Origin of the sequence: Robiginitalea marina (genome assembly GCF_024006985.1) — a bacterium.
GTDB lineage: Bacteria > Bacteroidota > Bacteroidia > Flavobacteriales > Flavobacteriaceae > Robiginitalea > Robiginitalea marina.
The window spans coordinates 236,010-257,662 of record NZ_JAMXIB010000002.1 but is presented as its reverse complement, the minus strand read 5'-3'; the positions used below and the strand labels follow the sequence as shown (position 1 = coordinate 257,662).

At 57.3% G+C, this 21,653-nt stretch carries 16 protein-coding genes; 6 read left to right on the top strand and 10 right to left on the bottom strand.

What is annotated here, in order from left to right; all coding sequences use genetic code 11:
- Positions 1-46: 46 nt before the first annotated feature.
- A complete protein-coding gene (gene msrA, locus NG653_RS03985; RefSeq protein ID WP_252740373.1) occupies positions 47-715 on the bottom strand; it encodes a peptide-methionine (S)-S-oxide reductase MsrA in 669 nt (222 codons plus the stop codon).
- Positions 716-898: 183 nt separating this feature from the next.
- On the opposite strand from msrA, the gene NG653_RS03980 reads away from it, so the two are divergent.
- Both NG653_RS03980 and NG653_RS03975 read left to right on the top strand, forming a co-directional pair.
- A complete protein-coding gene (locus tag NG653_RS03980) occupies positions 899-1,543 on the top strand; it encodes a peptidoglycan DD-metalloendopeptidase family protein (protein WP_252740372.1) in 645 nt (214 codons plus the stop codon).
- A 183-nt stretch (positions 1,544-1,726) separates the two neighbouring features.
- A complete protein-coding gene (locus NG653_RS03975) occupies positions 1,727-1,966 on the top strand; it encodes a hypothetical protein (RefSeq protein WP_252740371.1) in 240 nt (79 codons plus the stop codon).
- Here NG653_RS03975 and NG653_RS03970 read toward each other — a convergent pair.
- A complete protein-coding gene (locus tag NG653_RS03970) occupies positions 1,963-2,673 on the bottom strand; it encodes an arylesterase (protein WP_252740370.1) in 711 nt (236 codons plus the stop codon). The two genes, NG653_RS03975 and NG653_RS03970, sit on opposite strands and share 4 nt — an antisense overlap.
- Before the next feature lie 67 nt (positions 2,674-2,740).
- Between NG653_RS03970 and NG653_RS03965 the strand changes: the two genes are divergently transcribed.
- From NG653_RS03965 to NG653_RS03950, 4 genes are all read left to right on the top strand, one after another.
- Positions 2,741-3,430 carry an ABC transporter ATP-binding protein gene (locus NG653_RS03965; RefSeq protein ID WP_252740369.1) on the top strand — a complete coding sequence of 230 codons (690 nt, stop codon included), beginning with the start codon at positions 2,741-2,743 and terminating at the stop codon, positions 3,428-3,430.
- A complete protein-coding gene (locus NG653_RS03960; protein ID WP_252740368.1) occupies positions 3,427-5,985 on the top strand; it encodes an ABC transporter permease in 2,559 nt (852 codons plus the stop codon). Before NG653_RS03965 ends, NG653_RS03960 begins: the two co-directional genes overlap by 4 nt.
- 99 nt (positions 5,986-6,084) lie before the next feature.
- Positions 6,085-6,855 (top strand): outer membrane lipoprotein-sorting protein, encoded by a 771-nt coding sequence (locus NG653_RS03955; protein ID WP_252740367.1) that lies wholly within the window; start codon positions 6,085-6,087, stop codon positions 6,853-6,855.
- 50 nt (positions 6,856-6,905) lie between these two features.
- Positions 6,906-9,935, top strand: a complete 3,030-nt coding sequence (locus NG653_RS03950) for an exo-alpha-sialidase (RefSeq protein ID WP_252740366.1) — start codon at positions 6,906-6,908, stop codon at positions 9,933-9,935.
- Between the two features lie 122 nt (positions 9,936-10,057).
- Here NG653_RS03950 and NG653_RS03945 read toward each other — a convergent pair whose 3' ends face one another.
- From NG653_RS03945 to NG653_RS03910, 8 genes are all read right to left on the bottom strand, one after another.
- A complete protein-coding gene (locus tag NG653_RS03945) occupies positions 10,058-10,993 on the bottom strand; it encodes a hypothetical protein (protein ID WP_252740365.1) in 936 nt (311 codons plus the stop codon).
- A 345-nt stretch (positions 10,994-11,338) separates the two neighbouring features.
- Entirely contained in the window at positions 11,339-12,877 is a 1,539-nt protein-coding gene (locus tag NG653_RS03940; RefSeq protein ID WP_370281066.1) for an amidohydrolase family protein, read from the bottom strand.
- A gap of 114 nt (positions 12,878-12,991) precedes the next feature.
- Positions 12,992-15,508 carry a M14 family zinc carboxypeptidase gene (locus NG653_RS03935; protein ID WP_252740363.1) on the bottom strand — a complete coding sequence of 839 codons (2,517 nt, stop codon included), beginning with the start codon at positions 15,506-15,508 and terminating at the stop codon, positions 12,992-12,994.
- Between the two features lie 97 nt (positions 15,509-15,605).
- The gene (locus NG653_RS03930) at positions 15,606-16,823 is read right to left on the bottom strand and encodes a sensor histidine kinase (protein WP_252740362.1); all 1,218 of its coding nucleotides are present in this window, start codon (positions 16,821-16,823) and stop codon (positions 15,606-15,608) included.
- A 133-nt stretch (positions 16,824-16,956) separates the two neighbouring features.
- On the bottom strand, positions 16,957-20,319 hold the full coding sequence (secA, locus tag NG653_RS03925) for a preprotein translocase subunit SecA (RefSeq protein WP_252740361.1): 3,363 nt from the start codon (positions 20,317-20,319) through the stop codon (positions 16,957-16,959).
- Between the two features lie 202 nt (positions 20,320-20,521).
- The gene (locus NG653_RS03920; RefSeq protein WP_013551418.1) at positions 20,522-20,746 is read right to left on the bottom strand and encodes a DUF2795 domain-containing protein; all 225 of its coding nucleotides are present in this window, start codon (positions 20,744-20,746) and stop codon (positions 20,522-20,524) included.
- 132 nt (positions 20,747-20,878) lie between these two features.
- Complete coding sequence (locus NG653_RS03915; protein WP_252740519.1) at positions 20,879-21,457, bottom strand: cob(I)yrinic acid a,c-diamide adenosyltransferase; 579 nt, start codon at positions 21,455-21,457, stop codon at positions 20,879-20,881.
- Positions 21,458-21,487: 30 nt separating this feature from the next.
- Positions 21,488-21,643 (bottom strand): hypothetical protein, encoded by a 156-nt coding sequence (locus NG653_RS03910; protein ID WP_252740360.1) that lies wholly within the window; start codon positions 21,641-21,643, stop codon positions 21,488-21,490.
- Between the last annotated feature and the right edge of the window lie 10 nt (positions 21,644-21,653).

The window sequence follows — 21,653 nt, the reverse complement described above, 5'->3', positions numbered from 1 at the left end:
TGCCTTTCCAATGCCCAATCAGCCCTGCGTCCCCCGGTCCCGTGGCCTAATGCGCTTTTTCCTTCAGGTACTCCGGAAAATTCTTCTGGAAGCGCTTCAGGCGGGGGATGGAAACGTTCTGTATGTAGGGGTTTTCCGGGTGTTTCCGCTCGTAATCCTGGTGGTAATCCTCCGCGGGCCAGAAGGTTTCCAGGGGGGTGATTTCGGTGACCAGCGGCCGGTCATAAACCTTATTTTCCTCCAGGGCATCCATATAGGCCCGTATGGTTTTCTGCTCTTCTTCAGTTTGGTAAAAGGCGATGGACCGGTATTGCCGTCCCCGGTCAGGCCCCTGCTGGTTGGGGGTAGTCGGGTCGTGGGAGCCGAAAAAGACCTGCACCAGCTCAAAATAGCTGATTACTTCAGGGTTGTAATAGACCTCCACGGCTTCCGCATGCCCGGTACGGCCGTAGCTGACCTGCTCGTAGGTGGGGTTGGTTTCGGTGCCCCCGGCATACCCTGATATGACTTCCTCCACCCCTTTGACGCTTTCGAAGATCGCTTCCACACACCAGAAGCAACCACTGGCAAAATACGCCCGTTTGTAGGCTGAGAGGTCCTGGGGGGGCGTCAGTTCTGTTTGCTTTTCAGCCACAGGGCCCGGTTTTTTCTCCCGGCCCTGGCAGGAAGTTACCCAAAATGCCAGGGTGAGCAGCGCAATCATCCTGATTTTCATAATGCAGCGTTTTTGGCCCCTAAAATACAACCGGCCAGGCGCAAAGAAGGCCTAAAAAATGTTAATTCTCCCGCAGAAGCCCCGTGTCCGGGGTCCGCCGGGGTTAAAAAAACATGGACGTTCACCGGGTTGTGAACACCCGGGATTTTTTTATTTTGCGGGCAAATGCCTGAACCCATTTCCATGAAAGCCTATCCCTTGTTTGGCCCCGGGCTCCCGCCCGACACCTTCCGGGAGGTCGACCTTTCCATAGCCAACAAAGCCCTGGGGGATGCCCTAAGGGACCCTGCCAGCTGCCAGCGATACCTGGACGGGTTTCTCGCGGGTTCCGGGGGCAGGGTGGCTTATGGGGGCTACCTCGAACGGCGCGCCCTCTACCAGGGGTTTTCCCATTTCAACCCGGAAGGGGAAGCCTCCAGGGAATTCCACCTCGGGGTGGATTTCTGGGCCCCTGAGGGGACTGTGGTATATGCCCCCTGGGACGGGAAGGTCCATAGCTGGGCCAACCGGACGGAACCGGGCGATTACGGCCCGGTCATCCTGCTTGAACATACCCTGGCAGGCCAAGGCCTGTTCAGCCTTTATGGCCATTTATCGGAAGGAAGCCTCATCGGCCTCTACCCGGGAAAGGAATTCAGGCAGGGGGAGGCACTTGCCAGCCTGGGAGGGCCGGCAGAGAACGGGGGGTATGCCCCCCACCTGCATTTCCAGCTTATCCGCGACCCGGAAGGGTACCAGGGGGATTACCCCGGGGTATGCGCCCGTGCTTCCCTGGAGTACTATCGCAAAAATTGCCCGGACCCCCTCGCATACCTCGGATATTTTTGAAACCCACCCGTTGAATTGCCGATAATCCCGATAAGCGGAACGGGAGGGCAAATCCGTTTAACGGGTCTTTTGGACCCCTTGCCGATGTTTTTTCAGGATACCGGGAAACAGGGGCTTTTCAGCGATTTCACCCCCCCTCCACACACGGGGCTCGCGTTACTTTTGTAAAGAATAACGCGAGCCATGAAAGCTATTTTTACTGTTGTTTTTACACTGGTTTTAGCCCTCTCCTCTTACGGACAACAAAAGCCTGCCCAGGCCAAAGTTACCCCCATTACCATGGAGGTAGTCCTCCTGACCACCGACTCCCTTGTAATGAAAGGGGAAAACCGGCAGGTGGCGCGGCTGTACCGCCGTCCCAATGCCCGGGTTAAAATGGCTTTGAGCTTTACCACGGCAAGGAACCGGCCGCAGTACGCCTAAGGACGGGAACCCGCATATTCCACCAGGACCGGACCCAGTACTTCCCAGACATTCTCCGCCACCACCGCATGGCCTTCGGCAGTAGGGTGAATGCCGTCAGCCTGGTTCATTTCAGGTACCCCCCCAACGCCTTTGAGGAGGAATGGGATCAGCATCACCTGGTGTTTTTGGGCGAGCTCCGGGAAGAGGTCCTGGAATTCGCCCGTGTATTCCGGGCCCATGTTGGGTGGAAGTTGCATTCCTGCCAGCACAATACGGGCCCCGGGGTATTTTTCGCGCACCTTTACGATCATCTCTTCCAGGTTTTTCCGCGTTTCCGACAGGGGGATGCCCCGTAAGCCATCATTGGCCCCCAGTTCCAGGACAAAAACCCCCACAGGCTGCCGTAGCACCCAGTCGAGCCGGTTCCTTCCGCTGGCCGTGGTTTCGCCGCTCAGCCCGGCATTAACCACCTGGTAGGAATAGCCCAGGGAATCGAGGCGCTTCTGGATCAGGGCCGGGAAGGCCTGGTTCGGGTCCAGCCCAAGGCCGGCCGTGAGGGAATCCCCGAAGAATAAAATTGTTTTTGTGTTTTGGGTAACCGCGGGGGTTTCTTCCGCAGGCAATCCGGTTTCAGCCCCTTCAGGCGCGGATTTCTTACTGCTGTCCCGGCAACCGAGAATGGCCATCATCAAAAAAATATAACGAAACTTTAAGAGTCTTACCATGGCAATTCCTTCGTTTTTAGGTTGTAATGCGTAATTTTTGCAGCTTGTTAACCCACCAGCCGTATCCATGTCAAAGATATTAAACGTAGACCGTCTTCGGAAGAGCTATTCCAGCGGGGGCAACGACCTCACGGTACTCGAAGGCATTTCATTTGCGGTCCCTTCGGGCACAACCTTTGCGATCGTCGGCCCCTCGGGTAGTGGAAAGACCACCCTTTTGGGTTTGTGTGCCGGCCTCGACACCCCGGACTCCGGGACTGTGGAGGTTTGCGGGCAGGACCTTGGCAGCCTTACAGAGGACCAGCGGGCAGCCCTTCGCAACGAGAAAGTGGGGTTTATTTTCCAGAATTTCCAATTGCTTCCGACCCTGACGGCCCTGGAAAACGTGAGCGTGCCCCTGGAACTGCAGGGCTTCCGCGGGGCCGGGGAAACCGCCCGTACCCTGTTGCAAAAGGTTGGCCTGGCTGACCGCACCCATCACTACCCCAGCCAGCTCTCGGGGGGGGAACAGCAGCGGGTCGCCCTGGCCAGGGCGTTTGCCAACCGGCCCGAGATCCTCTTTGCCGATGAGCCCACGGGGAACCTCGATGGACACACCGGCCAGCGGGTAGTGGACCTGCTCTTTGACCTGAACCAGGAAGCGGGGACCACGCTGGTCATCGTCACCCACGATATGGAACTCGCCCGGCGGTGCGACCGCATCCTGCGCTTGCAGGGCGGGCGGATGCTGGAACCGGAAGAACCCTCCAAACCATGAAGCAAAACTCCGTTAATGGCAAACGGGCCGGGATTTCCTGGCTTTTCCGGATGGCCTGGAGGGATGGCCGTGCTGGCCTCAGGCGCCTGGCGCTTTTTATGAGCTCCATCGTGCTGGGCATAGGGGCCCTCGTTTCGATCCAAAACTTTGGGAATACCCTGGAAGACACTATTGCCGGGCAATCCAGGGAACTGATGGGGGCCGATTTCCTGATTGACAGCGACCGCCCGGCCAATGAGGTGGTGCAGCAGCTGATGGATTCCCTCGGGGGCCCAGCTTCAAGGGAGGTGAGCTTCCTCTCGATGGCTTTATTTCCCGGCAAGGAAGGCAGCAAGCTGATCCGCGTGAGGGCCCTGGAGGGGGAGTACCCCCTGTACGGGAAACTGGTTAGCCGCCCCCTTGCCGCTTCGGCAGCCTATCAGGGGGAAGGAAGGGCCCTTGTGGATGCTACCCTCATGGTTCAATTCGGCCTGCAGCCCGGCGATTCCATAAAAATAGGGAACAAGGTGTTCCCCGTCGGGGGCAGCCTGCTGGAAGCCCCGGGGAATACGGTGGTGTCGACGTCCGTGGCCCCGGCCGTATGGATCCCTTTGCGGGACCTGGAGGCCACCGGCCTGGTTCAAACCGGGAGCCGCCTTGAATATGCCTATTATTTCAGGGCCCGTGAAGGGCAGGATTTGGAACGCCTTTACGATCAACTCGACCCCCTTCTGGATGCAGAAGAAGCGGATATGGACCTGCATACCGATACCAGCCAGCGACTGGGGAGGCGCTTTGAGAATGTGGGCCGCTTCCTGAAACTGGTCGCCTTTATCGCCCTCCTCCTTGGGTGTCTGGGGATCGCCAGCTCCGTCCAACTCTACATGAAGGAGAAACGTGCCTTTGTCGCCATCCTCAAATGCCTGGGGGCCTCACGACGTCAAACTTTTTTTATTTTCCTGATCCAGGTAACCGCCATCGGCCTGGCGGGGGGCATTCTGGGCTCGGTCCTGGGGTTGTTGCTGCAAGAAGTGTTTTCCGGCGTGGCAGCCGATTTCCTCCCGGTGGAACTCGCCTGGGCCATCCATTGGGGCCCAGTGCTAACCGGTATGGGCCTTGGGGTGGTCATGGCTGTTTTGTTCGGGTTGCTGCCCCTGCTGTCCAGTTGGCTGGTGAGCCCGCTCTCCGTACTGCGCATCGGGCAGCCCGACCCTGTCCTCTCCCGGTGGCTCACCGGGGCAGTCCTGGTGGTTGTGGCAGCCGGGATTTGGGCAGTGGCAGCAGGCCTTTTGCAGGACCCCCTGAGGGCCCTGTGGTTTGTGGCCGCCACCATGGCGGCTTTCCTGGTGCTCGGGGGTATGGCCTGGGGGGGCATGCGCCTGATCCGCCGTTACTTCCCCCATTCCTGGGGCTATGAGGCCCGGCAGGCCCTGCTGAACCTCTTCCGGCCCAACAACCAGACTTTGGTGCTGGTCGTGGCGATCGGGATCGGTACCTTTCTGATCAGTACCCTGTATTTTACCCAGGACATGCTCCTGGCCAGGGCCCGGCTGGAAGACAATACCCCTTCGGCCAACCTGATCCTGCTCGATGTTCAGGCTGGGCAACAGGAAGGCGTGGCCGGCATCATGCGCCCCATGGGGCTACCCCTGGTGGAAAACATCCCCATCGTGACCATGCGGCTCCACCAGATCAGCGGGCGGAACGTGGACGACCTTCGGCGCGACAGCACTTCCACCATCAACGGCTGGATCCTCAACCACGAATTCAGGGTCACCTACCGCGATACGCTGATCGCCTCCGAGCGCCTTGTGGCAGGGGAGTGGGTGCCGCGGTTTGTTGAAACCACGGGCCCCATCCCAATTTCCCTTTCCGACAACGTGGCCCGCGACGCCCAGGTCGGGGTGGGCGATACCCTGGTTTTCAATGTGCAGGGGGTGCTGATGGACACCCGGGTGGCCAGCATCCGGGAGGTGGATTGGGGCCGCCTGCAATTGAATTTTTCCGTGGTTTTTCCAACCGGGGTGCTGGAAGCGGCTCCGAGGTTCCACGTCATGACCACCGATGCCCCTGAGGAGGCGGTTTCAGCCCGCTTCCAGCAGGAACTGGTACGCGCCTACCCCAACGTGTCAGTCCTGGATATCAGGCAACTGCTTGGGGTGGTGGGCGATCTCCTCCAAAAACTCTCCTGGGTCATCCGGTTTATGGCTTTTTTCAGTATCCTGACCGGGTTTATCGTCCTCCTTGGGGCCGTGCGCACTTCCCGCTTCCAGCGGATCCGGGAAAGCGTGTTGCTGCGCACCCTGGGGGCCAGCAGTCGCCAGCTCCTTAAAATCACGGCCCTGGAGTATTGTTTTCTGGGGGCCATTGGCAGCCTGATGGGCGTTTTGCTCGCCCTTGCGGGCACACAGCTATTGGCTTACGGCCTGTTTGAAGTGAGCTTTGTGCCTTCGGCAATTCCTTTCCTGGTGGTATTCCCCCTGATCAGCCTGGCCGTGCTCGGCATTGGCCTGCTCAACAGCCGGGCCGTACTGCGGAGCCCGCCCCTGGAAGTGCTGAGGCGCGAAGGCGTCTAGGGAATGGCCTGTTTTTTCCATCCGGATGTGGTGATCTGTAACAAATGCCCTACCTTTCAGACTCATGCAAAAACATCAGCAACTATAAACGTAAAAAACATGAAAACATTCGCTTACGCATTTTTGGCGGTGGCCCTTTTTACCGGGGTTACTACTCAGGCACAATCGGCCGATGAAATCCTGGCCACCTATTTTGAAAACACCGGGGGTGAACAGCAATGGAGGGCCCTTTCCGGCATGAAAATGAATGCCAAGGTTAACCAGCAGGGCATGGAAATCCCCCTGGAGATCTATCAGCTGAAAGACGGCCGCCAGATGACCGTGGTCAAATTCCAGGGAAAGGAGATCAAACAGGGCGTTTTTGACGGGGAGACCCTCTGGAGCACCAACTTCATGACCATGCAGCCCGAAAAAGGGGATGCCGAGACCCTCGCCAACCTGAAGCTCAATTCCAACGATTTCCCCGATCCCTTCCTGGATTATAAGGAGAAGGGCTATACCGTGGAACTGGTCGGCACCGAAACCATGGAAGGCGCAGAGACCTTCAAGATAAAGCTGGTCAAGGAACCCATCACGGTAGACGGGCAAACCAGGGAAGATGTATCGTATTATTATTTTGACGCCGAAAACTACGTACCCATTGCCGTGGAATCCGAAATCCATTCCGGGCCCATGAAGGGACAGACCCAGCTGATTACGTTCAGCGACTACCAGGAGGTAGGGGGGCTGTATTTCCCTTTTTCCATGTCGCAGGGGATCAAAGGCGGGGCTTCCCAGCCGATTACCATGGAGCAAATTGAACTGAACCCCGAGGTTGATACAGCAGCCTTTGCCTTTCCCGCGCAGACGGACGGGGAGAATAAACAATAGGCTTTCCGCAGGATACCGGGAATTAAGAACTCCAAAAAAACGATAAACACATGAGAAAGTTAATGGCCTGGATGGTCCTGGCCGGACTGGGCATTGCCTGGCCGGCAATGGGGCAGCAAAAGGACACCCTGAGGGCAGCAAACCTGTTCGGGGATATGAAGGCCCGGCACATCGGCCCTGCCCTGATGAGCGGGCGGATCAATGACCTTGAAGTGCATCCCGCCAACCCGCGGATCCTCTATGTGGGTTCTGCCGGGGGAGGGGTATGGAAATCCGGGGATGCAGGTACTACCTTTGCCCCTGTTTTTGACGACTATTGTCAGTCTATAGGGGTGGTCACCCTCGACCCGTCGGACCCCGACAACACCATTTATGTGGGAACGGGGGAGACCTGGACGCGCAATAGTGTTTCCGTGGGCTGCGGCCTGTTCCGTTCCCGCGATGCCGGCAGTACCTGGGAATCCCTTGGCTTTGAGAACAGCGAGCGCATTGCGAGCGTGATCGTGCACCCTGAAAACCCCGAAGTGATCTATGTTGGGGTCCTGGGGGCCCTGTGGAGCGATAGCGAGGAACGCGGGGTGTACAAATCCACCGATGGGGGGGAAACCTGGGAGCGGATCCTTTATGTAAACCCGCGCAATGGCCTGGCCGATATGGCCATGGACCCCACCAACCCGGACGTCCTCTACGCCTCCATGTGGGAGTTTCGCCGTACTGCCTGGTCGTTCGAGTCCGGGGGCGGCAGCAGTGCCCTGTACAAGACCACCGACGGGGGACGGACCTGGAACAAAATCCACAACGGCTTTCCCGAAGGGCAGTTGGGCCGCCTGGCCATTGCTGTGGCACCCACTTCCCCGAATGTGCTGTATACGGTCATTGAAGCCGAAAAACCGGAACGCAAAGGGTTGTATCGCAGTGACGATGGCGGCCAGAACTGGAAACAGCTGAACAACGATTTTGAGATCACCGTGCGGCCCTTTTATTTTTCCCGGATTGTAACGGATCCCCGCAACCCCGAAGTGGTGGTCAAGGCCGGCCTTAGCGGGTCGATTTCCCGCGACGGGGGAAAGACGTTTAAAAACCTCGGAAACATGCACAGCGACATCCACGATATTGCGTTCAGCATTGTGGATTCCGATATCATGTATGTGGCTACCGATGGGGGGTTATACCGCAGCTGGGATGGGGGCAACACCCTGGAGATCAACGAAGACCTTCCGCTGTCGCAGTTCTATCACATTAGCGTGGACGATGCCACCCCCTACAATGTTTATGGGGGCTTGCAGGATAATGGTTCCTGGTACGGACCCTCTTCTTCCCCTGGCGGCATTACAGCCCGGGACTGGAACTCCGTGGGCGGCGGGGACGGTTTCCGGGTGCTGAAGCACCCCACCAAACCCGTAATCTATTCCGAAATGCAGGGGGCCGAGAACGTTTGGAGGTACGACACCGAAAAACAACTCCTGAAAACCATCCAGCCCCAGCCCACCGCCGGGGTGGCCGACCTGCGATTTAACTGGAATGCCCCCATGGCGCTAAGCCCCCACCAGCCAGATCGCTTCTACATGGGGAGCCAGTACCTGCACCGCTCCGAGGACATGGGGGATACCTGGGAGGTAATCAGCCCGGACCTTACGACCAATGACCCTGCAAAACAGGGGCAGGAAGATTCCGGAGGGCTGTCCATGGACAATTCCGGGGCAGAAAACCATACCACCATCTTTACCATTGCAGAGTCCCCCCTGGATGAGCAGGTGATCTGGGTGGGCACCGACGATGGAAACGTGCAGATTACGCGCGACGGGGGAAACACCTGGACCAATACCTCAGGGAACATCCCGGGGTTGCCGGCAAACACCTGGGTATACCACATTGAACCCAGCGTTCACGACAAGGCCACGGCTTATGCCGTTTTTGACGGCCACACCCGCGGGGATATGACCCCCTATGCCTACCGGACCACCGATTACGGCGCGAGTTGGACTTCCATTACCACCGGGGAAGTGGAAGGGTTCGCCCGCGCGCTGCAGGAAGATTATGAAAACCCGGACCTGCTTTTCCTCGGTACGGAATTCGGCCTGTTCATTACCCTCGACGGCGGCCTGAGCTGGACCCCCTTCCGCAACAACATGCCCCCTGTGGCCGTACACTATTTGGAACTCCATAAAGGGACCAACGACCTGGTGATGGGTACGCATGGGCGCGGGGTGATCATTTTGGATGATATTTCCCCCTTGCGGGAACTGAGCCGGGAGGTTATGGAATCTACCCTACATTTTTTCAGAACGCCCCCAACGGTCATGGACGAGACCAGCAACTTCGGCAGTTCCACGGTGTCCACGGAATTTGTCGGGGCCAACCGGAGTACCCGGGCGCAGATACGGTATTTCCTCAAAAGCCGTCATACCTTCGGGAAAATGACCATGGAGATCCGCGATGCCGAAGGGAATATTATTACCACCCTGGAACCGGGAAAACAGAAAGGCCTGAATGTGGTGGAATGGGGATATCGCCGCAAACCGCCCAAAGTGGCCAAAGGAAAAACCTTTTCCTTCGGGGCTTTTACGGCACCCACGGTGCCCGCAGGCACCTATACGGCAGTGATCACCAAAGGCCGTGAAACCTTCGAACACCCCTTCGAGCTGGTATATGACGACCGGAGCGGCCTGACTGCGGCCCAAAGGGAGCAAAAATACCGCACCACCATGGAGCTCTACGACATGACCCAGGAGCTGGCCTACCTGGTCTACCAGGTCGATGGCTTCCTGGAGCAGGCGGAGAAGGCCGGCGACAAGCGCAACCAGAAAAAGCTGCAGGATCTTAAGGAAACCCTGGTCATTACCACGGGCGACAACTATGTAGGCGCTGCAACCCCCCAGCTGCGCGAGAAGATGGCCGACCTCTACAGCAAGGTAGCCGGCGATTACGACGTCCCTTCTGCGGCCGACCTTGACAACCTGGCCCTGATCAGCGCCCGGTTTGAAAAGGCCAAAGCCGACTTTGAGGGCATCAGGCCCCGGGTAAAAGGGGGCAATGCGCTCCAACTGGCCTCTTTTGAGGAATTTTTGGAGATGGATTGATCCGGCCTTTTTAACCCCAACTGAAAACCACCGCCAGATAGCGGTGGTTTTTTTGGCCGGTTTTCGGGTGGGGTGCGGATGCCGTTGTCCACTGATTTCCGGGAATCCGGTCAGGGAAGCCCTCAGGGGCTGACGATCCGGATAGGATATTTTTCGTAAACGGCTTCCCGTTCCTGCGGGTCTAGTTCCGTCAGGGTTTTTCCCAAATTGCGCCGGGCATAGGTATCCCTTACCTGGCTTATGGCCAGTGCAATCTGGTCTTTCAGGCCCACAAAGCTCCCGTATTTCACATCGGCTTCCACCTGCAGTACGTAAAGGGCGCTTTGCTCAAAGGTCTGGGCATGGCCCGCTACCAGGGCGCCCATCTGCTGGGGAGTAACCACCTGGTCGGCAACGATGAGCTGGTCTTCCTCGTTGAGGTAGACCCGGAAAACATTGGCCCCGCTGGAATTCAGCGCCCCCAGGGCTTCCAGGCTGGTGAAGGGGGCCGGGGCGAATTCGGTGCTGTAGGCCTGCCGGTCGATGAGCTCATAGGTGAAAAGCCGGTAGTAGGGCAATTCAAAATCCGCTTCCGAAAGCAGGTCAAGGTACGATGCCGCCTCCTGGGGAGGGTCTATGGCTTCGTGGAGCAGGCGCTCCCTGAATGCTTCGAACCGCAACAGCACGGAGTCCACAGGACGGGTGGGCACCGGAAGGGATAGCCAACACGATTTCAGGGCGGCGGTGTCCCGTTCCAGCCCGCGATAACGGGGACCGAAATACCGGTCTGCAGGCCTGATAACCCCCTGACCGGAAGCGATGCGCTGCAACAACCCCCGGTAGTCTGCCCCTTCGGGGCTCTCTAACAGGCCCTCCGCCATCAGTTCGGCCTCAAACGAGGCCATCAGTCCTTCCAGGGACTGTCCGCCATCTGTAAACGCATTGCGGATACATTGGAACAGGCCTTCTTCAACCCGGGTAGTTTGCCCATAGGAAAAGTATGGAGCCAACAAAAGCCCGACGGCCGCGAAGGCCTTTTTGGCCCGCCAAAAGGGGCGGGTAGTTAACAGGTATTCCATAGGGTAAAAGATACGGATTTTTAGTGCCGGGGCCCAGGGGAGCCGTTCAAACCCCCGATTCTTTCGACGGGTATCCCAGCCGGCCCTGACCTCGGGCAGGCCTTTTTCCCGGACCGGGGGGCTGCCATGAGGCAGGGAGGGACCATTTACATTCCCCGGTGATTTTGGGATGCAGGGGGCAGGTGTAACTTTGCCGAGGGTGGGGGAGGGGTTTCCCTATCCCCGGTTTCCCCCGGGAGACGGCTCCATCCGTGCGCAGAGGTTAACCGCGGCCCTTAAATACAGCCAAACCCTGAAGGAAAGTCCCCTTTTTTTTTGCCGAACTGGCGTTCGGCGGTCCCGGGCCTATTCCATCCCGGGTTGCCTGATCTCGAAATTTTCAGTTTTTTTGGCGGCTTCCACCTGTTTTTTCACGTCTTCGAGCAGCGCTTTGGCATCGTACACAATCCCATCCTTGACGGTATATTTGACCCCGCCGACCCTGACTACCTCATTGTCTTCTGTAAGCTTGATTGCCCCTGTGCCGTACAGCACTTTGAAGTTTTCCAACGGATTTTCCTCCACGACCACCAGATCGGCCAGTTTCCCCGGGGCAACCGTCCCGATTTCCCGGTCGAACCCAAGGGCCTCCGCCCCGCTAAGGGTGGCCGCCCGGATGATTTCCAGGGGGTGGAAGCCGGCTTCCCTGAGCAATTCCATTTCCCGGATATAGGCGAACCCGTACAGCTGGTAGATGAAGCCGGAGTCCGACCCAACGGTTACCCTGCCGCCACGGTTTTTGTATTCATTCACAAAAGTCATCCAAAGGCGATAGTTTTCCTTCCAGGCCACTTCCTGTTCCGTGCCCCAGAAATGCCAGTACGACCCGTGGGAAACCTTGCTCGGGGCATAAAACCGCCACAAGGAGGGCAGGGTGTATTGCTCGTGCCATTCCGCCCTCCGGGCCCGGTGAAGGTCCCGGCTGGCTTCGTAAATATTAAAGGTCGGGTCTATGGTGAAATCCAGGGACAGAAGTTCTTCCATTACGGCGTTCCAGTGCGGGGAATAAGGCGCAGCAGCTTGCTTCCATAGGTTTCCCGCCGCTTCGAACCGGTGTTGTTCGTTGTTGTAGTTGAAGTCGAGGGGGTAATCCTGCACGGTCCGGTCTTCAAACAGGGCCTCCGGCAGCCCGTACCAGTGCTCCATGCTGGTGAGCCCGGCCCGGGCCGAGTGCAATACGTTCCACCGGGCAACGCTGAGTTGGGCATGGTGGCAGGCTGAGCGAAGCCCCAGCTGCTTGTTTTCATCCAGGGCAGCGGCCATGATTTCCGGTTCTGCCCCGAAAAACTTGATCCCGTCGGCCCCTTTTTTTGCATTGGCGCGCACCCAGGCCCTCGCCTGTTCCGGGGTGGTAATCTGGTCTTTGCTCCCCTGTCCGAAACCGGTATATACGAAGACCCTGGGGGCGATGATCTGGTTGGCCGCACTCTTCCGCTTCAGGTCCATGGCAAAGTCAACCCCTCGCCCACTGGGTTCCCGCACCGAGGTGATGCCATGGCCCATCCAGAGCTTAAAGACATAATCGGGTTCGGCCCCCTGGGCTACCCCCCCGATGTGCCCGTGCATATCCACGAACCCCGGCAGCACGTACATCCCTTCTGCGTCGATTTCCTTTCCCCCGGCGCTAAGGGCCGGACGGTCTTCCGGATCGATGGCAACCCCCGGGTACCCCACTACCTGTACCCGGGTAATGCGGTTTTGTTCGATGACGATATCCACCGGGCCCTGGGGCGGGGCGCCATTCCCATCGATCAGGGTCGCCCCCCTGATAATGAGCTGGTTGAACGGGCCTTCAGAGAGGCCGGATTGTGCCAGGCCGGGAAGGCCCAGTAACAGCAGGATCATGAACAGGCTCAAATGTCGTGGCATACGCAGTGGGTTTGGCTCCCGGCCTACCGGAACGCGGGACGCGGATTAACAATGGGCACCCACCCTAAATCGGGAGGGGACCTGGAATTTCTATTGGGGGACTTCGATATGGTTCCCCAAAAACAGTGCGTTTAAAAACAGCCGGTTGGTCCCGTACCAGGACCCCCGGAAATTGGGGTTGTCCGCAAACAGCACCACCCTGCCGCGCCCCAGGGGACTCACCAGCAGGGAAGCCGATTTATTGAGGAATTCTTCCCGGTTTTTTTTGGTCAAAAAGCCGTCAATATGGGCGTTTTTGGAATATTTAGCCACGGTGGCATACGGGTTCTGGCTGGGTTTCAGCCAAACCTCGTTGTTTTTGTATACCGGGATGTCGGCCTTCCGGTATCCAAAGGCCAGCGGGTGGGTCAGGTCGAGATCTGCCCTGAGGATTACCCCGCCCACGCTTTCCTTGCCCAGGTGTTCAGAGGCATCCGCGTAGGGCAGGCGTTCCACCACTTTTGCGGAATCCTTTTTTTCTTCGATAAGGGACTCCTTTACCCATTTGTTCTCAATGGCATAGCGGGAAGCCCCGGCAATGGTCACCAGGGTATTTCCTTTCGATACCCAGTCCCGGATGCGTTGTTGTTCCTTGTCACTGAGGGTATACCGGCCGCTGACCATCACCAGGGTATTATACTGGTCCAGGTCGGCCCGGGAGAAGTTCCGCACGGGTATCTTGGTAATAGGCATGTGTACCCGGGTATCGAGCAGGTGCCAGACTTCCCCTGCTTCATAGGAACGCACCCCATCCCCGATAAGCATGGCGGCTTTGGGTTTTTCCAGGGGGGCGACATACCGGCTTCCCAGGTCCACGCCTTTCAGGTGGTAGCCGGTGGGCACGGCATAGGCAGGAACCTGGAATTCCTCCTGGGCCTCAAGCAGTATCTTATGGACCGCTTCCGGGGACTTTTTCTGAAGGGACACGGGCAATACCAGGGCCCCGTAGGAGAAGGCCTTTTCACGCCCGCCCACCTGGGTGGTGAAGGGCTTGAAGGCGCTGGCCAGGACCAACCCTTCCGACTGCAGCCGGTACAGCAGGGCAGGGGCATTGTAGTCGTCCCAGTCGATTAGGTAGGCGTAAGAAGACGATTCAACAGGGGCCACAGGATACAGGCCCTCCAGGCTGGTGATTTCCTTCCCGGCGGGGACACCCCGCAAAGGGCGGTAATCCATGTTGTAGAAATTGGCGACGGACCAGGCAGACGCATCGTAAAAGACGGAATCGCGATAGCGTTCATAGGTTTCGAAGAAGGTCTGCACCATGCGGTACTGGGGCTGGCTGGCCGGCACCACAATGGCGTCTTCCCCATCGCGGTATACCTTTACCCGGTGCAGGAGTAACTTGTCTATAAACGCCTTGAGGCGGTTTTTATCGTACTTCTCCACTACCCGGTACCCCTTGACCCGGGAGGCTGCGGCATTGCGGAGGGCGGTGTTGAAGAACTCCTTCTGGTACTTCCTCAGCAGGTCTTTGTTTTCCACGGCGGCTTTAACCGTAGTTATGCTCGATACCAGTTGGTTGCGGATCGTGAAGGGAAAAGTGATTTCCCCGTAGGCTGTTTTCTGGGCGTGCCCCCTGGAACTCGCCTGTTCGAAGAGGAGACCAAGCCCCCCCTGCAGGTCGGGATACGAGGAGCCATAGCCCGGGTACGTGCCGTCGAAGACTTCTTTGGTGAAGTACAGGGAACCAATGCTGTCAAGGGATTTTGCGAAATACGCCCCAAACAGGGAATTGAGGTCTTCATAGTTTTCCCTGGGCATGATGGGGTTCAGCGACCCGTTGTCCTTCATGGGTTCGAAGAAGTAGGTGCTCTGGGAGCCCATTTCATGGAAATCGGTAACCACGTTGGGGTACCACTGGTGGTACCAGTCCAGCTTGCCCCGGCTTTCGGGGTTAATGGCCAGCAGCCAGTCGCGGTTCAGGTCAAACCAGTAATGGTTGGTCCTCCCCCCGGGGAAGTATTCGTTGTGTTCGGCATCCTGCGGATCGGTGACAAGGGGGTCCCCCCGGTACGAATTGGCCCATTGCGTATGGCGGTCCCGGCCGTCGGGGTTGATAGTGGGGTCTACAAAGACCACGGCTTCCCTCCGGAAGCGTTCGATCATTGGGTGCTCGGAAGCCACCAGGATGTAGGCACTCAGCAGGGCCGCTTCCGAACTCGAGGGTTCATTCCCATGCACATTGTACCCGAGTTGGACAAAGACCGGCAGGTCATTGCCCGCCTTCACGGCGGTGTTGGGGTCCGTGTAGGCCAGGTGCCGCTGGCGAAACTCCGGCAGGTTTTTAAGGTTTTCGGGCCGGCTGATCCGCAGCATGACCAACCTGCGTTTTTCGTGGGTTTGCCCGTAGGTTTCGATCTCGGCGTTTTCCGATGTTTCGGCCAGGGTTTCGAGGTAGTGGACAATGCGGTCATGGCGGGTATGGTATTCCCCAATGCCGTAACCGAGGAAGGCTTCGGGGGAGGGGATGCCCGCTTTGTAAGGTTCGTATTGCTTCAGGAAATACTCCTGGGCCTGCAGGCAAAGGCTGCCCAGGAAGAGGAGGGAAAAGCAGAATTTTCGCATAGGGATGTGTCGGATGGGTTCTTCTGCTAAAGATAGGAATATTTGCCATTTTGCGAAGGCAGGGGGGAAAAGGAGAGGCTTCTATCCGGGGAAGGGTTCAGGCCAGGGAATGGAACGGGTCCTGCCCCACTTCCTGGAAGCGGATGATATAATAGGTGCCCCGCCTGGAAAGATCGCGGATCACACTGCCCTTCAGCTGGCGGGTTAGGTTGTGGATCAGCTTCAGCCCCAGGGATTTGCTGGTCTGGTAGTCGATGTCTTCGGGGAAGCCTACCCCATTGTCGCCAATGCGCAGGATGTATTCCTGACGGTCCTCTTTCTCGAGGGAAATGCTGATTTCCCCTTCTTCCTGGCCTTCGAAACCGTATTTCAGGGCATTGGTAACCGCTTCATTGATCAGTAGCCCGAGGGGGATGGCCGTATCAATCCCCAATTCTATTTCGGGGATGTCTATCTTCAGGCGGATCTTGCTTTCGGGTCCCTTGATCGATTTGACCAGGTATTCTCCCAGTTGTTGCACATAGGAACTGTATTCGATACGGGATAGATCCTCGCGCATGTACAGCATTTCGTGCACCATGGCCATGCAAACCACCCGGTTCTGGCTGCTGCGGATCTGGCGCAGGGTCTGGTCATCCTCTATGGTCCTTCCCTGCATGCGCAGCAGGCTGGAGACCGTCTGCAGGTTGTTCTTCACCCGGTGGTGCACCTCCTTGAGCAAAAGTTCCTTTTCTTCGACCCGTTGCTCCAGGTCTTCCTTGCTCTGGTAGAGCCCATGGAGGCTTTTCAGGAGGGAATGCCCGAATACCCCGCCCAGGAGGCCCACAAAAAGCAGGAGCACCAGGAACGAAAAGATTGCCCTCGAACCTTCAGGCAACGCGTTGTAGACCGGAAGGACAGCCCTTTGGTCCTGGGCCAGCAATAGGGCCAGGGACGCCAGGGAAACCGCCAGGTAGCCGTGTCCCAGGCGGCGGTGGGTAACATACCCCGACAACACCAGTAACCCGAGCATCACAATAATGGGGCTTTGAAGCCCCCCGCTGTAGAGGCTGCCGGCCATGATGGCCAGCAAGGCCACCAGGGAGCCCAGGTGATAGGAAAGGGTTAGGTGTTCATGAAACCGCAGCAGGATGGCATTCAGGAGCGAAAAGGTCCCAAAGCCGATAAGGATAAGCGGGAGGGGGGGTGAAGCGCCCAACAGGAACCCGCTGGCCAGGCCCAGCAGGAGGGAACCCAGGCCGGCAACCGCACTGGCCCTGAAGAAGAGCCCGGCCGCATCCTGAAGCCTTTGCTGGTGCTTCCGTTTTTTCTTCATCCTGATGAAAAACGGCTTTTGAGGCATTGTTCCGGTGGCTTGTCCCCTGGGGGCGTTTTCGAAAGTAAAGCTACTCCTAATTTGCCATATAATCAAAAGGCAAGCGGCAATCTCCGGGAGTGGACCCCAGGCATCAATCTTCCACCAGCACCCATTCCCCTTTGGCCAGCAGGGGTTCTGCCTGTTTGAATTTCATGGATTTATTTTCCCCGGAAAGCACGTTTTTGATGGTGACGCGTTCATTGCGGCCGATTTTTGGTTTTTCCCGGGTAATGGTTTCCGTGATCGGCTGACGCCCGCCCTGTTGCTGCCCAACGGCCCTGCTCTGGGCGGCCAGTTCTTCGCTGCTGGGGATTTCCTCCTTGGAGGTCTTCAGGCTTTCCTTTGGCCGGCGCACCTGCCGCGCTTCATGGATCTGCTGGGTAGTGGCAGAGGGAAGCTCCCCTTTGAAGAGGAAGGAGACCACCTCCTTATTGACTTTTTCGATCATCCCCTTAAACAGCTCAAAGGCCTCGAACTTATAGATCAGCAGCGGGTCTTTTTGTTCGTGTACGGCCAACTGGACCGACTGTTTGAGCTCATCCATCTTGCGCAGGTGGGTTTTCCACGCGTCATCGATGATGGCCAGGGCAATATTTTTCTCAAAGTCTGCAACCAGTTGTTTCCCCTGGCTTTCATAGGCGTCCTTAAGGTCGGTAACCACGTTAAGCGTCTTGATCCCGTCGGTAAAGGGCACAACGATACGCTCAAACTTGTTGGCGTTGTCTTCATAGACCTTTCGGATGACCGGATAGGCTGCCGCCGCGGAGCGGTCCATTTTGTCGTGGTAATGTGCATAGGCGGCCCGATAGACTTTCTGGGCGATTTCCTGGAACGGCAGTTTCCCAAACTCCTCTTCGGAGATGGGGGAGGTAATGGAGAAATATTTAATGAGCTCAAACTCGAAATTTTTATAGTCTGAGGCCATTTTGTTGGTTTCCGCGACCACCTCGCAGGTATCGTAGATCATATTTGCGATGTCCACTTTCAGCCGGTCGCCCTGCAGGGCGTGCCGCCTGCGCTTGTAAACCACCTCCCTTTGGGCGTTCATCACATCGTCGTACTCCAGCAGGCGCTTGCGGATGCCGAAGTTATTTTCTTCCACCTTCTTCTGGGCCCGTTCGATGGAGCGGGTCATCATGCTGTGCTGGATTACCTCCCCTTCCTTCAACCCCATGCGGTCCATCATCTTGGCTACCCGGTCGGAGCCGAAAAGGCGCATTAAATTGTCTTCAAGGGAAACGTAAAACTGGGAGCTCCCGGGATCCCCCTGCCGCCCGGAGCGGCCCCGAAGCTGGCGGTCCACCCTTCGGGAATCGTGCCGTTCGGTCCCCACGATGGCCAACCCTCCGGCCTTTTTAACCTCGTCGGTAAGCTTGATGTCGGTCCCGCGCCCGGCCATGTTCGTGGCGATGGTAACGACCCCGGGTTTCCCGGCCTCAGCAACGATATCGGCTTCCTTTTTATGCAATTTCGCGTTCAGGACATTGTGAGGGATCTTCCTCAGCCCCAGCATCCGCGAGAGCAATTCTGAAACCTCTACGGAGGTGGTTCCGATCAGCACGGGCCTGCCTGCCCCGGAAAGCTGGGTGACCTCCTCGATGATGGCGTTGTATTTCTCCCTTTTGGTCTTGTAAATCAAATCATTGCGGTCATCCCGTACCACCGGGCGGTTGGTTGGGATTTCCACGACATCCAGCTTGTAGATCTCCCAGAATTCCCCCGCCTCGGTGACGGCTGTCCCCGTCATCCCCGCCAGCTTCCGGTACATGCGGAAATAGTTCTGCAGGGTGATGGTGGCAAAGGTCTGGGTCATCGCCTCGATCCGGACGTTCTCCTTCGCTTCGATCGCCTGGTGGAGCCCGTCGGAGTACCTGCGGCCTTCCATGATCCGGCCCGTCTGTTCGTCCACGATCATCACCTTGTTCTCCATCACCACGTATTCCACGTCTTTTTCAAACAGGGTGTACGCCTTCAGCAACTGGGTCAGGGTGTGGATGCGCTCGCTTTTCACGGCAAAATCCTTGAAGAGTTCGTCCTTCAGCCTGGCCTCTTCTTCAATTTCGAGATTCTGGTTTTCGATCAGGGCAATCTCGCTGCCGATGTCGGGCATCACGAAGAAATCCCTGTCCTGGTCCGAGGAAATGTGCGAAATGCCCCGGTCGGTCAACTCGATCTGGTTGTTTTTCTCATCGATCACAAAAAGGAGTTCCTCGTCTACTTTGGGCATCTCCCGGTTGTTGTCCTGCATGTAGAAGTTTTCGGTCTTCTGCAGCAGTTGCTTGATCCCTTCCTCGCTCAGGAATTTGATCAGGGCCTTGTTCTTCGGCAGCCCCCGGTGGACCCTGAGCAGGAGGAAGCCCCCTTCCTTCAGGTCGCCCTCGGCGATTTTCTTTTTGGCCTCAGCCAGCACCCCGGTGAGGTAGCGCTGTTGCTGCTGTACCAACTCGGAAACCTTTGGCCGCAACTCATTGAATTCGTGCCGGTCCCCTTCCGGTACAGGTCCGGAAATGATCAGGGGGGTACGGGCGTCGTCGACCAGTACCGAGTCCACCTCATCCACAATGGCGTAATGGTGGGGGCGCTGCACCAGGTCCGCGGGGGTGTGGGCCATGTTGTCGCGCAGGTAATCGAAACCGAACTCATTGTTGGTCCCGTAGGTGATATCGGCATTGTAGGCGTTCCGCCGTCCCTCGGAATTGGGCTGGTGCTTGTCGATGCAGTCTACCGAGAGCCCGTGAAACTCGAAGAGGGGCCCCATCCACGCGCTGTCGCGCTTGGCCAGGTAGTCGTTTACGGTAACCAGGTGCACCCCCTTGCCGGCAAGGGCATTCAGGTAGACGGGCAGGGTCGCCACCAGGGTTTTCCCTTCTCCGGTCTGCATTTCCGCGATTTTCCCCTGGTGGAGTACAATCCCCCCGATGAGCTGTACATCGTAGTGGACCATATCCCAGGTTACGGGCTTTCCGGCAGCATCCCATGAATTGCTCCAGGTGGCGTGGTCCCCATCCAGTTTTACATAGTCGGCCCGGGCAGAAAGCAGGCGGTCAAACTCAGAGGCCTTTACGGTAAGTGTAGGGTTTTCCGTAAACCTTCTCGCGGTTTCTTTCATCACCGCAAACGCCTCGGGCAGGAGTTCTTCGAGTGTTTTTTCGGTCTGGGCATATACCTGGTCCGAAAGTTGGTCTATCTGGGCATACAGGCTTTCGTTGAGGTCTATATCCTCCGAAGTCCTGGCTTGTTCCCTCAGGGCTTCGATCTGGTCCTGAAGCTCCCGGGTGTTTTCCCGGATCGCCTTTTTAAAGTCCGCCGTTTTCTGGCGGAGTTCGTCATGGCTCAGCGATTTCAGTGCCGCTTCGTGGGATTTTATTTTCTCGATGGTGGGCTGAAGCGCCCTGACGTCTTTCTTGGCTTTGTCCCCTACGAAGGTCTTTAAGATCGAGTTGATGATACTCATAGTAGTGCTTGTTTTTTTGCCAGTCCGGGAAGTGCGTCCGGGGCAACCGGATAGGCAGGCCGCTCCCGGAAGGTTCGGGCCATAGGTTCCGTACAAAAGGCGTTCCAGATTTATGGATATCGGGAAAGATTCCTTCCGGCCTGCCAAAATTACATAAAAAAAAAGCCTCCGAAGAGACTTTTTGCGATTGTTATGGGGATTGTCAATACTCGTCCTCGTTCCAGAGGTAGTCTTCTTCCGTAGGGTAGTCAGGCCAGATTTCCTCTATAGATTCGTAGATTTCACCGCCTTCTTCCTCCATGGATTGCAGGTTTTCCACAACTTCCAGGGGGGCTCCGGTACGGATCGCATAGTCGATCAACTCATCCTTTGTGGCGGGCCAGGGGGCGTCGCTCAGGTAGGATGCCAATTCTAGTGTCCAGTACATAGCAGGGTGACTGTTTTAAAATTTTTGCAAAAATATATTTTATCCCAAAATGGCAAAGCAAATAAGTGCTTATTTCCTAACCATCAAGCAATTTTGCGGAATCTTCAAAAGCGAAAGCTGCAAAATGCGGATTTATTCCGCCGATTTTCCGGGAATCCACCTGATTTCCTTTGCCTGTACTTCCGATGACAATTTCCGTGCCAGTACGAACAGGTAATCGGAAAGCCGGTTGAGGTAGGCCAAAACGACCTCCGACACCTCGCTGTGCTCCGCCAGCAGAGTGGTCATTCGCTCGGCCCTTCGGCAAACCGTCCTGGCCACGTGACAGGTTGACACAGTGGGGTGCCCGCCGGGCAGGATGAAGTGGGTCATGGGCGGAAGGGCATCGTTCAGGGCGTCGATTTCCCCTTCCAGGGCTTCCACGTCAGCAGGTGATAATTTTGGGATTTGCAGGCGTTCCTTCCCGCTTTTGGTTTTGGCCTTTTCCGGTTCCGTGGCCAGCATGGCCCCGGCGGTAAACAGGCGTTCCTGGATCTGCAGCAGGAAGTCGCCGTGCCTTGGGGCCAGGCCCTGGTCCCGGAGCATGCCGAGCCAGGAATTCAGTTCGTCCAGGGTGCCATAGCTCTGGATGCGGATATGGTGTTTGGGGACCCGGGTCCCCCCGAATAGGGCGGTGGTACCCCCATCCCCGGTTTTGGTGTAGATTTTCATAGCCATGTCGGCGTTTTTGATGCGGACGCCTTAGTTTCTTTCCGATTTTCCGCGACGATCCCTCAATCGACGGCCCTCCATAAAGGACCGCGATTTCCGCTTTTTGGAATGGCGTTTGTTAATGGAGGCGATCAGCAGGTACACCACGAGCAACCCCCCAAGGGCGTAAAAGATTTCGTTAGTCATCGCCTGTCAA